This window comes from Streptomyces sp. SPB162, from assembly GCF_029504575.1.
GTDB lineage: Bacteria > Actinomycetota > Actinomycetes > Streptomycetales > Streptomycetaceae > Actinacidiphila.
Genome location: NZ_JAQFII010000001.1, coordinates 3,948,500 through 3,963,793, shown reverse-complemented (window position 1 = coordinate 3,963,793; position 15,294 = coordinate 3,948,500). Strand labels below are relative to the sequence as shown.

General features: G+C 69.1%; 8 protein-coding genes and 2 pseudogenes. 2 read left to right on the top strand and 8 right to left on the bottom strand.

Features of this window, described 5'->3' with window-relative positions:
• Position 1: 1 nt before the first annotated feature.
• The 4 genes and pseudogenes from M2266_RS18035 to M2266_RS18025 form a co-directional block, all read right to left on the bottom strand.
• The gene (locus tag M2266_RS18035) at positions 2-1,705 is read right to left on the bottom strand and encodes a protein kinase family protein (protein ID WP_277439112.1); all 1,704 of its coding nucleotides are present in this window, start codon (positions 1,703-1,705) and stop codon (positions 2-4) included.
• 124 nt (positions 1,706-1,829) lie between these two features.
• Positions 1,830-3,942 (bottom strand): annotated as a pseudogene (gene murJ / locus M2266_RS18030) (murein biosynthesis integral membrane protein MurJ).
• Positions 3,943-3,985: 43 nt separating this feature from the next.
• The gene (locus M2266_RS32370) at positions 3,986-4,273 is read right to left on the bottom strand and encodes a hypothetical protein (RefSeq protein WP_346780905.1); all 288 of its coding nucleotides are present in this window, start codon (positions 4,271-4,273) and stop codon (positions 3,986-3,988) included.
• Positions 4,182-6,431, bottom strand: a complete 2,250-nt coding sequence (locus M2266_RS18025) for a DUF6049 family protein (RefSeq protein ID WP_346780904.1) — start codon at positions 6,429-6,431, stop codon at positions 4,182-4,184. Before M2266_RS18025 ends, M2266_RS32370 begins: the two co-directional genes overlap by 92 nt.
• A 121-nt stretch (positions 6,432-6,552) precedes the next feature.
• Between M2266_RS18025 and M2266_RS18020 the strand changes: the two genes are divergently transcribed.
• On the top strand, positions 6,553-7,968 hold the full coding sequence (locus M2266_RS18020; RefSeq protein ID WP_277439111.1) for a CCA tRNA nucleotidyltransferase: 1,416 nt from the start codon (positions 6,553-6,555) through the stop codon (positions 7,966-7,968).
• Between the two features lie 124 nt (positions 7,969-8,092).
• On the opposite strand, the gene M2266_RS18015 is transcribed toward M2266_RS18020, so the two are convergent.
• The 4 genes and pseudogenes from M2266_RS18015 to M2266_RS18000 all read right to left on the bottom strand — a co-directional run bounded on the left by M2266_RS18015 (position 8,093) and on the right by M2266_RS18000 (position 12,098).
• Positions 8,093-8,917 carry a hypothetical protein gene (locus M2266_RS18015; protein ID WP_277439110.1) on the bottom strand — a complete coding sequence of 275 codons (825 nt, stop codon included), beginning with the start codon at positions 8,915-8,917 and terminating at the stop codon, positions 8,093-8,095.
• A 48-nt stretch (positions 8,918-8,965) separates the two neighbouring features.
• Positions 8,966-10,255: an MFS transporter gene (locus M2266_RS18010; RefSeq protein WP_277439109.1), complete on the bottom strand. Its 1,290-nt coding sequence runs from the start codon at positions 10,253-10,255 to the stop codon at positions 8,966-8,968.
• A gap of 91 nt (positions 10,256-10,346) precedes the next feature.
• Positions 10,347-11,427: pseudogene (locus tag M2266_RS18005) on the bottom strand (inositol-3-phosphate synthase).
• Between the two features lie 20 nt (positions 11,428-11,447).
• Entirely contained in the window at positions 11,448-12,098 is a 651-nt protein-coding gene (locus tag M2266_RS18000) for a PadR family transcriptional regulator (protein WP_164295679.1), read from the bottom strand.
• Positions 12,099-12,479: 381 nt separating this feature from the next.
• On the opposite strand from M2266_RS18000, the gene M2266_RS17995 reads away from it, so the two are divergent.
• On the top strand, positions 12,480-15,242 hold the full coding sequence (locus M2266_RS17995; RefSeq protein ID WP_277439108.1) for a transglycosylase domain-containing protein: 2,763 nt from the start codon (positions 12,480-12,482) through the stop codon (positions 15,240-15,242).
• Positions 15,243-15,294: the final 52 nt, after the last annotated feature.

Below are 15,294 nucleotides of genomic sequence, written 5' to 3'. Positions count from 1 at the left end.
CTCAGCTGGTGCCGAGGACCTTTATCTCCGTGATGCCGCCACGGAAGCCGCCCACCGACTCGGGCGGCAGATCGGTGATGTGGATCAGTACGTAGCGTGTCTCCACCGGCACGGCGAGGGTCACCTTGACGGTGCTCCCGGCCTTGGACGCCGCGGAGATCCGTTGCGGGAAGGCTGCCAAGGCGGTGGGCTGGGAAGCGTCCGGTGCCGCGGCCAGCACCTCCACGGTCTGCCCGGGGGCCCACATCGTGACGTCGACGCCGGTGACCTTCCGACGGCTGCCGAGGTCGACGACGATGCCACTGCCCTGGATGCGCTTGGGGAGGTTGCCGAAGTTCGACTGGCCCTTGTAGTTGCTGGTGGTCCAGGCGGTGTCGGCCTTGCCGTCGATGGTGAACCGCACCTTGTCGGGCCAGGTCGGCTTGTCCAGGGGCGAGAACTCACTGGCCGAGGAGATGGCCAGGGGCGTGCCGGGGCCGGTGCCGGTGGGATCCTGGCCCGCCCGCTGCGAGGTGCCCGTGTCGTCCTTGCTCTGGGCCTCGCGGCCCATGAGCGTGTCCGCGAGCTGCCAGCTGCCCAGGCCCAGCGCGACGATCAGCAGCGCGGAGACGGCCCACTTGAGTGCCTTGCCGGTGCGGCCGGGAAGGGCCGGCGGCGCGGCGGGGGGCGCGGGGGCCGGCCGGGGCGCGGCGGGCGCCTGCCGGTAGGGGCCCTGCTGGTAGGTGGTGCGCTGGTACGGCGAGATGTCGGGCTCAGGCGGCCGGATCCGGGGCAGACCGGCGACCGCGCGGGCCAGCTCCTCCGGCGTGGTGCAGGGCGACTCCTCGCGGGAGGCGGTGGCACCCTCGTTGACGAGTGCGCGCATCGCGATCTCGGACAGCCCGCGGTGGACTCCGGCACGCACCTGGTCGGGTGCGACGAGTCCGACGTCCTTGGGGAGCCCGGTGAGGCCGTACGCGTTCTCCTCGTACGGCCAGCGCCGGGTGAGCGAGGCGTACAGCAGCGCGCCGATCGCCTGGGTGTCCTCGCGCTGCGGTCGCTCGGACTTCAGGCCGCGCAGGGCGGCGGTGACGGCCAGTCCGCGGATGCGGTACTGACCGGAGCTGGTGCGCAGTACGGAGCCGGGGCTGAGCCGCAGGTGCGCCAGGCCCTCGCGGTGGGCGGCGGCCATGGCCTGGGAGACCTGGCTGACCATCTGGTAGGCGTCGTGGGGTTCCAGCGGTCCGGCGGCCAGGCTGTCGCTGAGCGCGGTCGCGTCGGGAAGCCATTCGTGGATGACGTAGACGAGGTCGTTCTCCTCGACCGCGTCGAGGACCTGGACGAAGCGGGGATCACCGAGGAGCGCGGCCGAACGGGCGGCGGCGAGCACCTGGCGGGCCCGGGCGTGGTCGGAGGGCAGGAGGTGGATGCCCACGGCACGCCGCAGCTTCTCGTCGACCGCCCGCCAGCTGCTGAAGCCGTCGAGACGGGTGACGCACTCCTCCAACTGGTACCGGCGGGCGAGCTTGTGTCCGCTGTGGAGTTCCGGCGGCTTGCTCTCACCCTGGTGCTGTTCCGCTGTCTCGTCCTGTGTTTCGTCCCGCGCGTCCTGGGGGATGTCCTGATCCGTCGTCTCGTCGGGTGTGGCCCCGTCCTGCTGGACGGCGGGCGGCGGTTCGCCGCCCTCGTTGGCCACTCCGACGGCAGCCGTACTCCGATCCGCCACCGTCGTTCCTGCCTCCCCATCCGTTACGCGATCCCACTGCAGAGCCAAGGGCAATTGTGCCCACAGTCCAGCTCTCTGCACGACACACGGCGGGAGCCGATGGTTGCCCGCCGTGCTTTTTCGATCAGCGGCCGAGTCTGCCGCGCACCATTCCGACCATCGCGGTCATTTCCTCGATCCGCATGCGCTTGGCGGCGATGAAGAAGACGCCGAGCAGCAGCGCGCCGCCGATGACGAGGGAGACGAGCGAACCGGCCGCCCCACTGCCCAGGGTCCGGGTGATGCCGTAGACGGCGGCTCCGGCGGCCAGGGCGGCGGGGACGCAGGCGCCGGTGAGGCGCGCGTACGTCCGGGTGATGCGCTTGCCGTCGAGATCGCCGCCCAACCGGGCGCGCAGCCGCCTGACGGCGACCCCGACGCCGACCGCGTAGGCCAGTCCGTAGGAGAAGGCCATACCGACGACGGCCCAGCGGGAGGGGAGTACGACGAAGCAGACGGCGGACGCGGCGGCGTTCACCGCGGCGACGATGACCGTGTTGTAGAAGGGAGTGCGGGTGTCCTCGAAGGCGTAGAACCCGCGCAGCACGACGTACTGGACCGAGAACGGGATCAGGCCGATCCCGAAGGCCATCAGGATGAATCCGATGTTGCGCGCGGAGTCCGTTCCGGTGCCGGCGTACAGCAGGCTGCACATTGGGACGCCCAGGGCGAGGAAGGCGAACGCGGCAGGGACGATGGCCACGGCCGACGTGCGCAGGCCGTAGGAGATGTCGTCGCGGACCGCGGGTGAGTCCCCGTCGTGGGCGGCGCGGGAGATCCGGGGAAGCACGGCGGCCATGACGGAGACCGTGATGATCGCCTGCGGCATCTGCCAGATCAGCAGCGCGTTGTTGTACGCGGTGATGCCGGTGCCCTGGAAGCCGAGCTTGTCGGCCTCGGATCCGGCCCAGGTGGCGAGCTGGGTGACGACGATGAGCCCGGCCTGGTTGGCGAGGACGAAGAAGAACGTCCACTTGGCCAGCTTCGCGGCGTGGCCGAGTCCGTGGCCGCGCCAGTCGAAGCGCAGCCGGAACTTGAAGCCCGCCTCGCGCAGGTAGGGCAGCATCGCGATGGACTGCACGGCCAGGCCGAGCAGGGTGCCGATACCGAGCAGCCGGATGCCGTCGGGGGAGATCGTCGTGGCGTCCATGTTGGTCGTGCCGTAGGAGCCGTAGACCCAGATGAACATGCCGAAGGTGAAGATGACGACGATGTTGTTGAGGACGGGGGTCCACATCATCGCGCCGAACTTGCCGCGGGCGTTGAGGATCTGGCCCATCACGACGTGCACGCCCATGAAGAAGATCGTGGGCAGGCAGTAACGGGCGAAGGTCACCGCGACGTCGAAGGTGGCCGGGTTGTCCGCGATCTTCGTGGACATCATGCGGACCAGCAGCGGGGGCCGCGATCACCGTGAGCGTGACGATGCCGCCGAGGATGACCATGACGAGCGTCAGCAGCCGGTTCGCGAAGGCCGTGCCGCCGTCCTCGTCGTCCTTCATCGCGCGGACCAGCAGCGGGACGAAGACGGAGTTGAGGCCGCCGCCGACGGTGAGGATGTAGATCATCGTGGGCAGGACCATCGCCACCGCGTAGGAGTCGCCGAGGGTGGCGACGCCGATCGCCGCGGCGATCACCAGGGTGCGGACGAAGCCGGTGAGGCGGGACACCAGGGTGCCGGCCGCCATCAGGGCGCTGGACTTCAGGATGCTGGCGCCGCGGCCGGCGGAGCGGGGCGCGGGGACCGGGGCCGTCCGCTGCTCCGGCTCGGCCGCGAGGGGCGGTCCGGCGGGTCCTTCGGGTGCGAAGGGCTCCGCGGCCGGCTGCTGGTCCCGGTACAGGTGCGCGTACGCGTCGTACGGGGCCGGCTCCTCGGCCGCGTGGGTCACCAGGTCGTCCACCCCGACGTACTGCGTGGTGGCGTCGTCGCCGTACGGCATCTGGTACTGCTGCTGCGGGGGCCACTGCTGCCCGTAGGGCGGGGGCGGCGGAGGGTGCGCGGCACGGTCGTACAGGGCCTCGTCGACCGGGTCCTGCGCCGTCGGGTCCTGCTGCTGGTACGGATCGTAGGCGTAGGTGTTCTGCAGGTAGGGATCCGGCGGCGCCTGGTGGTGGCCGGGGGGAGGCGGCGGTACCTGTGCGCGCGGATCTCCGGCCGGAGTCTCCCGGTCGCGGTCACCGTCGTACGGCGCGTTCATCTGCCCCACCTTATTGATTGTCCGCTGTCGGGACACGCCCTGGCTATCGGTCCACCTTCTCACTCGGTGCGGACGGGTCCGTGCTTTCGGGTGCGGTGTCCGGGGCCGGGTCACCCGGCTGCCCGGCTTCGGGGCCGGGCGCACCGCCGCCCTCTTCCACGCCGTCGTCCGTACCGCCCGCGCCGTCCGTACCGCTGGTGTCGTCGGTACCGTCCGCGCCGTCCGTACCGTCGTCGCCGTCACCGGCCGTGTCGTCGACGTCGTCCCCGTCGTCTCCGTCTGCATCGGTTCCGGCCGCGGCCTTGCGCTTGCGCTGGTTGTACATCTTCACGCCGGCCAGTGCGAGGAGCAGCAGGCCGCCGGCGATCACCAGCATCACCGTGTCGGTGATCGAGGTGACCTTGACGTTGAACGACATCGGGTCGCCGTACTTGACGCCGTCCGCGGTATAGAGCTGGGCGGTCACCTGCGCCAGTCCGTTCGCACCCGCCTTGGTGGGGAACTTCAGGGAGCGGGTGTGCCCGCCCTCGACGGTGACCGGCTTGGGGGTCGCCGACGTCCAGCCGGATCTGCGCGCTGGAGGTGAGCCGAAGTTCCAGGCCGGTGACGGCCTGCCCGAGTTCGTTCTTCACGGTGACCGGGATCGTGGCACTGCGCCCGGACAGGGTCAGGTTGGTCTTGTCCAGGATGTGCACCGCGCCCATGAGGTCGGTGAGGTACGAGCCGATGGAGTCACGGAACAGCGAGGCGCCCCCGGGGTCACCGCGCCAGGCGTTGGACATCGAGCGCAGAACCGCGGCGGTGAAGGGGACGGTGACCCGGTCCTTGCGGCTGAGGATCACCGTGAACCCGTTCAGCTGGCCCTGCGTCCGCTGGATGTCCTGGAACGCGCTGGTGCTGATCTCCTGCTTGCGTAGGTAGTCGGGGTACGCGGACGGGCCGGGCACCTTCTGGTTGGCGGCCGGGTCGGCGGTGGCCTTGGTGGCCGCGTCGAAGCTGATGGTCTGCGCCCAGGAGCTGTGACCGACCGCGGCGATGCCCCGGGCCATCTCCTGGGCCTGGGACGCGGTGGGCATGCGCTGGGGGGCGACGACGATGCTGCGCTGTTTGGTCGGCGCCTGCATGCTGATCATCAGTGTCTGGGAGAGGAACTCCTGGACGGCGAGGGCGGACGCCGAGGCGCCCGTCATGTCTCCCTGGAAGGCCTTGGACAGAACGGCGTCGCTGACCACCGCCGTGGTGCCGCCGCTGATCGGGCGGGCGGACGTGGGGGTGTAGTCGAGTGAGCCGGCCTCGCCGAAGCTGTCGCTGCGCGCGATGACGGTGTCGGCGCCGCCGGCGGTGGCGACGTCCACGATCGACGGATCGACGGCTCCGTCGGCCGGCCATGCCACATTGGCGATGGGATCGAGACCGAGGATCGTGTCGACGGTCCTGACGCCCAGATCGGTGGCCGTCTTGAGGTGGCCCAGCGTCGCCGGGACCTCCTTGCCGTGGTGGGCGATCGAGGCGATGTCGGTGTCGCCGAAGGGCAACGCGACCACTTCGTGACCCGCGGTCGCGGACTTCAGGTCGTTGAGCCACTGCTTGGCGTTCTCGGTGCCCCTGCCCGGCGTCGTGTGCGCGATGTCACCGTCCGGCCCCAGCACCCGGTAGCTGCGGGTCATGAAGTCGATGGTGGCGAGCAGGTCGGGATCGACGACCCAGGTGATGGGAAGCGTCCTGCCCAGCTCCACGAGCTCCTGCAGCCGGCCGCCGGGCGCGAGATCGGCCGCGAGGTCGTCGTCGAGGAAGATCGGGCTCTGCTGGTCGTCGGTGTCGCTGCGCACGGCCAGGTGCGGTCGGTCGGCCAGCGGCCACAGAAAGGTGAACTGGGTCGGCTTGGCGTCGGCCTTCGAATACCAGGGGAGGAAGGTCCGCTGGATCCCCAGGACGTGGTTGTACGCCTCGTCGGCGGTCTGGCCGTTGAGGGTGACCCCGAGCTGGTAGACGCCGTCAGCGTCCAGTCCCAGGGCGCTCACGGGCACCTTCAGGGAGAAGGCGCTGCTCGTGCCTGACGGGATGTTCGCCAGTTTGGCCGTGTGATCGGTGATCAGGCTGCCGTCGTCCCCGGTGGAGCCCGTGCGCGTGGCGGCGGAGCTGATCGCGCTGCGGCTCGTCAACGGGCTGCTGGAAGAGATCCGCAGTCCGGCCTCGGCATGGGTGATCGTGCCCCGACCGGTGTTGGTGACGGTGCCCGCGACGGTGATCGTGCCGTCCTTGGCCGGAGTGAGCGGGTCAACGGATTCCACCGAGACCTGGGCCGTCCGTGATCCGGTACCGGGCGCCGCGGCCTGGGCGGCGGGCGCCGCGTGCACCTGCAGCAGGCCCGCGAAGAGCGACGCCCCGGCGATCAGCGCGGCCGCGCGGCGTATCCGCCGCGGACGCGCCGTGGGTGTACCGGGTGACTGTGCCGCCTCGCCCACTCGTGTGCCCGTCCTGTCGTCCATCGGATGTGCGTCCTGGCATGTTAACGATCGAGCGCGAGGCAAAGTGCTGCGGACTGCTCCATAGGGAGCGGCGGCATAACGAGGAGGCCGGGAGGCTCGCGGCCACGTACCCTTTTGCGTTGTGCCGAATGCCAACAATGACCCCCAGACCCAGCAGGCCCCTCACACGGTCGCGCCGGTCGCCGAAGACCTCGGCCGCCGCTTCCAGGAAGCCGGCTTCAAGCTCGCCCTCGTCGGCGGCTCGGTCCGTGACACCCTGCTCGGCAGGCTCGGCAACGACCTGGACTTCACGACCGACGCCCGCCCGGAGCAGGTGCTGAAGATCATCCGCCCCTGGGCGGAGGCCGTATGGGAGGTCGGTATCGCCTTCGGCACCGTCGGGTGCAGGAAGGACGGCTTCCAGGTCGAAGTCACCACCTACCGGTCCGAGGCCTACGACCGCACCTCCCGCAAGCCCGAGGTCTCCTACGGCGACACCATCGAGGAGGATCTGGTCCGCCGAGACTTCACGGTCAACGCGATGGCCGTCGCGCTGCCCGGCAGCGTCTTCGTCGACCCGTACGGCGGTCTCGACGACCTGGCCGGACGGCTGCTGCGCACTCCCGGTACGCCGGAGGACTCCTTCTCCGACGACCCGCTGCGGATGATGCGCGCCGCGCGCTTCGCGGCCCAGCTGGACTTCGAGGTCGCCCCCGAGGTCGTCGCCGCGATGACGGCGATGGCGGACCGTATCGAGATCGTCTCGGCGGAGCGGGTGCGGGACGAGCTGAACAAGCTCATCCTCTCGGACAACCCGCGCAAGGGTCTGCGGCTGCTGGTCGACACCGGGCTGGCGGAGCGGGTACTCCCGGAGCTCTCGGCGCTGCGCCTGGAGCGTGACGAGCACCACCGGCACAAGGACGTCTACGAGCACTCGCTGACCGTTCTGGAGCAGGCCATCGACCTGGAGGCGGACGGCCCCGACCTGGTGCTGCGGCTGGCCGCGCTGCTGCACGACATCGGCAAGCCGCGGACCCGGCGCTTCGAGTCGGACGGCCGGGTCTCCTTCCACCACCACGAGGTGGTGGGCGCGAAGATGACCAAGGCCAGGATGGCCAAGCTCAAGTACCCCAACGACATGATCAAGGACGTCTCGAGGCTCGTCGAGCTGCATCTGCGGTTCCACGGGTACGGCACCGGCGAGTGGACCGACTCCGCGGTCCGGCGTTACGTACGGGACGGCGGCCCGCTGCTGGACCGGCTGCACAAACTCACCCGGTCCGACTGCACGACGCGGAACAAGCGCAAGGCCGCGGCACTCTCCCGTACCTACGACGGGCTGGAGGAGCGCATCGGCGAACTCCAGGAACGTGAGGAGCTCGATTCGATCCGCCCGGACCTCGACGGCAACCAGATCATGCAGATCCTGGATGTCCGGCCCGGCCCCGTGATCGGCAAGGCCTACCAGTTCCTGCTGGAGCTGCGGCTGGAGAACGGCCCGATGTCCGAGGAGGACGCGACCGCCGCTCTGAAGCAGTGGTGGGCGGCGCAGGGCTGACCGCGCGGGTTCCACCAGTTCACCGCTGCCATGTTCCACGTGGAACATGGCAGCGGTGAAACGACGTGAGGGGCGATGTTCCACGTGGAACATCGCCCCTGCGGACGTCAGGGAACCGTCGGGACTACTTGTCCTTCAGGCAGAGCAGGAAGCTGCTGCCGCTGCCGGTCTCGACGTAGTCGTAGCGGAAGTCCGGAGCCGCCGCCGTGCACTTCTCCTCGGCTTCGGATGAGGTGAAGCTGCCCTTGATGACGGCGAGGACCTTGTACTGCGCCTTGGCGTCGGTGCAGTCGACGACCGTGAGGTCGGGCTGGCTGGTGCTGGAGCTACCGCGGTGCATGCAGTCGCCGACGACGGCCGTGTCGGCGCTGTCGTCAAGCGCGTTCACGCCCACGATCGCGCCGATCACGATGAGCGGGGCCAGGATGCCGTAGGCACCCACGCGTCCGAAGATCGGCTTACCGGCGTCGCGGGGCGGTCCCCAACCGCCGGTGGGCGAGGGGAGCTTGTTGAACTTCGCACGCGCGCCCAGGTTGCCGAGCAGAGTGATGGGCGTGATGACGAACGACGCGAGGCCCCACCAACCCTGCCAGAGGGTCTTGGTTGTCATGTCGCGGTGCGTGGCTATGCCGCAGGACCGGCAGTAGTTGGCCTTCAGCTTGAGGAACCGCATGATGACCAGGAAGCCCTGGTGTCCGCGGACCGTGGCGTGAACCGCGGGGAGACCACCACAGAAGGTGCAGGAGCCGGGCTGGGCTCCCTGCTGCGGGAACGGCTGGGGCCCCTGCTGTCCGAACGGGGCGCCGCCCTGCGGCGGTTGCGGCTGACCGTAGGGGTTGCCGCCCTGCGGGGGCAGGGGCTGGCCGTACGGGTTGCCGCCCTGCGGCGCTTGCGGCTGGCCGTACGGGTTGCCGCCCTGCTGGTACTGCGGTGGCGGTGGAGTGGTCATGGGTGTCCCCCGATTGGGATGTATGAGCGAGGTAAGAACGGGCGAACACTACTGGAGCGCCCTGACACGAAGCATCGCCAGGGCCACCACCGCATAGAGCAGGGCCAGAAGGACGATCAGGAGTACGGACCGGCCGTCCGGCGGGAGCATCACGGCGGCGACGGCCGCCGCGCCGACGAAGGCGACGTTGAAGGCCACGTCGTACAGCGAGAAGACCCGCCCCCGGTAGGCGTCGTCGATCGAGGACTGGACGACGGTGTCGGTGGCGATCTTGGCGCCCTGGGTGCAGATGCCCAGCGCGAAGGCGGCGATCAGCATGGGCGCGGGGTCGAACGGCAGGGCCAGCGGCGGGAGCAGCACGGCGGCGGACCCGGCACAGACCGTGATCCAGCCGGCGGTGCCGAAGCGGGTGGTGGCCCAGGGTGTGACGACGGCGGCGGCGAAGAAGCCCGCCCCCGAGACGCCGACCGCCAGCCCGAGCAGGGCCAGACCGCCGCTGCCGTCGTCACCCGGGCTGTCCGACGTGGTGTTCCAGGCGTAACGGCACAGCATCAGCAGCATGACGGTGAGCGCGCCGTAACAGAACCGCAGGGCGGTCATGGCGGTCATGGCGCGCACCGCCGCCGGACGGCCGCGCAGATGCCGCAGCCCTTCGGCGAGGCCGTGCACGGTGCCGGTCAACGCGGTGGCCAGACGCGGCTGCACAAGACCGGGATCGGGGCCGAGCAGGTCGCGGTCGAGTGTCAGGGCGGCCAGGCCCGCGCAGAGGTAAACGAACGCGGCGAGCAGCACCACGGTCGCGTCGGCTCCGGCACCCTTCGTGAGTCCGAGGTGGACGAGGAAGGCGAGCCCGCCGCCGGCCGTAGCCGCCAGCGTCCCGGCCGTCGGCGACAGCGAGTTGGCCATCACCAGCCGGTCCTGGTCCACGACGCGCGGCAGCGCGGCCGACAGTCCGGCCAGGACGAAGCGGTTGACGGCGGTGACGGACAGCGCCGACAGGTAGAACAGCCAGTCCGGGACGTGGGCCAGGATCAGCGCGGCCGTGCCGCAGGACAGCACCGCGCGCAGCAGGTTGCAGTGCAGCAGGACCTGGCGCCGCCGCCAGCGGTCCAACAGGACTCCGGTGAAAGGCCCCAGCAGGGAGTAGGGCAGCAGGAGCACCGCCATCGCGGAGGCGATGGCGGCGGGGGACGCCTGCTTCTCGGGGGAGAAGACGACATACGTGGCGAGCGCGACCTGGAAGACGCCGTCGGAGAGTTGGGACAGCAGGCGCACCGCGAGCAGCCGCCGGAAGTCGCGCAGCCGCAGCAGCACGCGGAGATCGCGCACAACAGCCATGGGCACAGCCTCACATGACGCGTCAGGCCCCGGGTGCAACACCCGGGGCCTGACGGCTACGCGTCGTACGTGGTCAGCGGTTCAGCCGTGATCAGCGCTCGACCTCGCCCTTGATGAACTTCTCGACGTTGTCGCGGGCCTCGTCGTCGAAGTACTGCACCGGCGGGGACTTCATGAAGTACGAGGACGCCGAGAGGATCGGGCCGCCGATACCGCGGTCCAGGGCGATCTTCGCGGCACGCACGGCGTCGATGATGACACCGGCCGAGTTCGGGGAGTCCCAGACCTCGAGCTTGTACTCCAGGCTCAGCGGAACGTCACCGAAGGCGCGACCCTCGAGGCGGACGAAGGCCCACTTGCGGTCGTCGAGCCACGCCACGTAGTCCGACGGGCCGATGTGCACGTTGTCGGCACCCAGGTCGCGGTCGATCTGCGAGGTGACGGCCTGCGTCTTGGAGATCTTCTTCGACTCGAGGCGGTCACGCTCGAGCATGTTCTTGAAGTCCATGTTGCCGCCGACGTTCAGCTGCATGGTGCGCTCAAGGAGGACACCGCGGTCCTCGAAGAGCTTCGCCATCACGCGGTGCGTGATCGTGGCGCCGACCTGGGACTTGATGTCGTCACCGACGATCGGCACGCCCGCCTCGGTGAACTTGTCCGCCCACTCCTTGGTGCCGGCGATGAAGACCGGGAGGGCGTTGACGAAAGCGACCTTGGCGTCGATGGCGCACTGCGCGTAGAACTTCGCGGCGACCTCGGAACCGACGGGCAGGTAGCAGACGAGAACGTCGACCTGGCGGTCCTTGAGGATCTGGACGATGTCGACCGGGGGCCGCGTCGGACTCCTCGATGGTCTCGCGGTAGTACTTGCCGAGGCCGTCGTGGGTGTGACCGCGCTCGACGGTGACACCGCTCTGCGGAACGTCGCAGATCTTGATCGTGTTGTTCTCGCTGGCGCCGATGGCGTCCGCGAGGTCGAGGCCGACCTTCTTCGCGTCGACATCGAAGGCGGCCACGAACTCGACGTCACGTACGTGGTAGTCGCCGAACTGCACGTGCATGAGGCCAGGCACGCGGCCGTTCGGGTCGGCGTCCTTGTAGTACTCGACACCCTGCACCAGCGACGCGGCGCAGTTGCCCACGCCAACAATGGCTACGCGAACCGAACCCACGGTTGCTCCCTGTGTAATCGTCACGCGGTTCCCCGGTCTCCGGGTTGGCCGCCATGTTCTTGAGTGTTGCGGTCTTGTGTGTTGTCGTCCTGCTCGGCGGACGGGCGCGTGGTGCGTCCGTTGCGCTCGGTCTCGATCAGCTCGTTGAGCCAGCGAACCTCGCGCTCCACCGATTCCATGCCGTGCCGTTGCAGCTCGAGCGTGTAGTCGTCGAGTCGCTCACGGGTGCGCACCAGTGACGCGCGCATCTTGTCCAGGCGTTCCTCGAGGCGGCTGCGCCGCCCCTCGAGGACGCGCATCCGGACGTCCCGCGACGTCTGGCCGAAGAAGGCGAAACGAGCCGCGAAGTGCTCGTCCTCCCATGCGTCCGGCCCGGAGTGGGCGAGGAGCTCCTCGAAGTGCTCCTTGCCCGCCGTGGTCAGCCGGTAGACGATCTTCGCCCGGCGGCCGACGAGGGGAGCGGCCAGCGGATCCACGTCCGGAACCGTCTCCTCGATCAACCAGCCCTGGGCGACCAGCGTCTTCAGGCAGGGGTAAAGGCTGCCGTAGCTGAACGCACGGAACACACCGAGCGAGGTGTTGAGCCGCTTGCGCAACTCGTAACCGTGCATCGGGGATTCGCGCAGCAGGCCGAGGACAGCGAACTCGAGGATCCCGGAGCGCTTGCTCACTGTCCCCGCCTCTCCGTCCCGGCCACCGCTGAACCCGGGTCCGCCCCGGTGTGTGGTGGTGCTTGTCTCGACCCGATGTATCGAGTCGATACATCGCGACGATAGAACGGCCTGATCTATCTGGCAAGGCGACCCGCGGTGACCGGCGTCACATCGAGAAACCTGTGAAGGTCCAGGCGCCCGTTATGTGGCGAAGGCTGGTGTCACAGGGCTTTTGAGCCTGCGTACTCTGTTCGCCATGCAGAGCACCGGGAACCCTGTGACGCGCGTGAGCGTCTTGGTCCTGGGTGCAGTGCGGCCTGACACTGCCGCGCTCAGGGGGACCCACGGATATTCACTGCCGCTTTCAGGCGATCCCGCCTGTTCTAGGAGTAGCTGTTCATGAGCGATCACCGTCGCAAGCCGCCGCAGTCGCCCGGCGGCGGCCGCGCAGCCGCCCGGCGCGGAGCGCAGCAGCAGCCGCCGACGTCCGGCGGCCGGCGCGCCGCCAACCCGCCGCCGCAGGTACCGTCCCCGGGCGCGCCCGCCGGTGACGGGCGTTCCCATCCCGGTCGCGCGGCCGCACGCCGCGCCGCGCAGGGCGGACGCCGCCGCGCGGAGAACGCCTCCGAGGGCGCGGGTGTCGCGGACGTCACAGGCGGTTCGGCCGGCGGGGCCGGTGGCGGCGGACGCCGCAGGACCGGCGGTGGCGGCAGTGGCAGTGGCCCCGGTGGTCGTGGGCCCGCCCGTCCCCCGAAGAAGCGCTTCATCGACTACCCGCGCTGGGGCAAGACGGGCTGGCGCCACTGGATGCCGTCCTGGAAGCAGGTCACCTCGCTGACCATCGCGTTCTTCGGAACGCTGGTCGGCATCGCGGGCATCGCGTACGCGATGGTGCAGGTTCCGAACGTCAACCTGTCGGCCACGGCGCAGAACAACGTCTACTACTGGGACGACAACACCCCGATGATCGCGACCGGCGGGGAGATCAACCGCCAGATCGTGCCCATCGAGTCGATCCGGAAGACGATGCAGGACGCGGTCATCTCCGCGGAGAACAAGACCTTCGAGACCGACAGCGGTGTCGACCCCATGGGTATCGCCCGGGCTGTGAAGAACATGGCCACCGGCGGTGAGGTGCAGGGTGGTTCGACGATCACCCAGCAGTACGTCAAGAACTCCCGGCTCGACCAGTCGCAGACGATCTCTCGTAAGTTCAAAGAGCTGTTCATCTCGATAAAGGTCGGAACCACCCTGAAGAAGTCGAAGATCATGGAGGGGTATCTGAACACCTCCTACTTCGGCCGGGGCGCCTACGGGATCCAGGCGGCCGCTCGGACGTACTACGGGGTCGACTCCGACAAGCTCAACCCGAGCCAGGCCGCGTTCCTCGCCGCGCTGCTCAAGGGCCCGACGTACTTCGACCCGGCCGGCGCGGTGGACATCGACCAGCGCGCCACCCCCGAAAGCAACACGCGCAACTCCAAGGAACGTTGGAAGTGGATCCTTGACGAAGAGGTCAAGGACGGCCGCCTCAGCGCCACGGACCGTGCGAAGTACACGGAATACCCCATGCCGGACGCGGTGAAGAAGAACGCACAGATGGCCGGTCAGATCGGCTATCTGGTGAGCCTGGCCAAGGCCTACGTGGTCAACAGCACCGGCCTCAAGATCACGAACGACGACCTCGCCAAGGGCGGCTATCAGATCCACACCACCTTCAACAAGAAGAAGGTGGCGGAGCTGGAGGCGTCGATCAAGTCGGTCCGGCAGAAGAACCTCGTGGACACCCGCAAGGACACGTCGGGGAAGAACACCACCCTGGACAAGGACGGCGGGTTCGTCGACAGGTACGTGCAGTTCGGCGGTGCCTCCGTCGATCCCAAGGACGGCAAGATCCTCGCCATCTACGGCGGTACCGACGCGACGCAGCACTTCACGAACAACGCGAACGAGACCGGCGCCCAGGTCGGGTCGACCTTCAAGCCGTTCGTCCTTGCTGCCGCGATGACCCACGGGGCGCGTGACCCCAAGGGCGGCGAGAACCAGGGCGACGACGAGCGCACCAAGGTCTCGCCGAAGAGCGTGTTCAGCGGCAAGAACAACCTGGTGATCAACAAGTACGACGGCACCCCCTGGATCAACAACGAGACCAAGGGGCCGTGGAAGCAGCCGAACGACGACGGCGAGTCCGAGGCGAAGGTCACGTTGCGCGAGGCGATGGAAAAGTCGATGAACTCGCCCTACGTGCAGCTCGGCCAGAACGTCGGTACGGACAAGGTGCATGACGCCGCGGTCGCGGCAGGCCTGCGGAAGTCCTCGACGAACGGCTTGGAGGACTACAAGAACAGCGTCACGTACTCGATCGGCACCTCGTCGCCCAGCGCGATCCGGATGGCCGGGGCCTACGCGACGTTCGCCGCGCACGGCACCCAGAACGACCCGTACTCGGTCACCTCGGTGGTGAAGGACGGCGCGCAGGTCTACAAGCACGAGAAGCAGGCCAAGGTCGCCTTCGAGGCGAACGTCGCCGACACGGTCACCAACGTGCTGCAGGGCGTCATCAAGGACGGCACCGGCAAGCCGGCGAGGCTCGAGGACGGGCGGGAGGCCGCGGGCAAGACCGGTACCACCGACGACAACAAGTCGGCCTGGTTCGTCGGCTACACGCCGAGCCTGTCGACCTCGATCGGCATGTGGCGCCTGGATGACAAGGCCACCGGCAAGGGCTTCCTGTCGATGTACGGCACCGCCGGCAAGGCGAAGATGCACGGTAACTCCTTCCCCGCGCAGATCTGGCACGACTACATGAGCCAGGCTCTCAAGGGCACCCCGAAGCAGAGCTTCGAGGAGCCGTCGAGCGATCCCGGTGAAGTGATGTACGCCCCCGGCACCAGCCCCACGCCCACGCCGACGCAGACGACGCCCACCGCGACGACGCCCCCGCCGACGAGCAAGGCTCCGACGACGCCCACGACGACGGCGCCCACGACGCCGCCGACCTCGCCGAGCGCCTCCACGACGACGCCCTGCTCGCCGTTGGACTGGAACTGCAACCACCCGACGCCCCCCACCGGCGGCAGTACGTCGCCGTCGGCCACGACCACCCCGACCCGTCCCAACAAGGGCGGTGGCGGCGGTAACAACAGCGATTCCGGCGGCTGACGGATGAGCGCTTAACGGTGCGGCCGGGGCCGCGGAGGGCCAATGCCCTCCG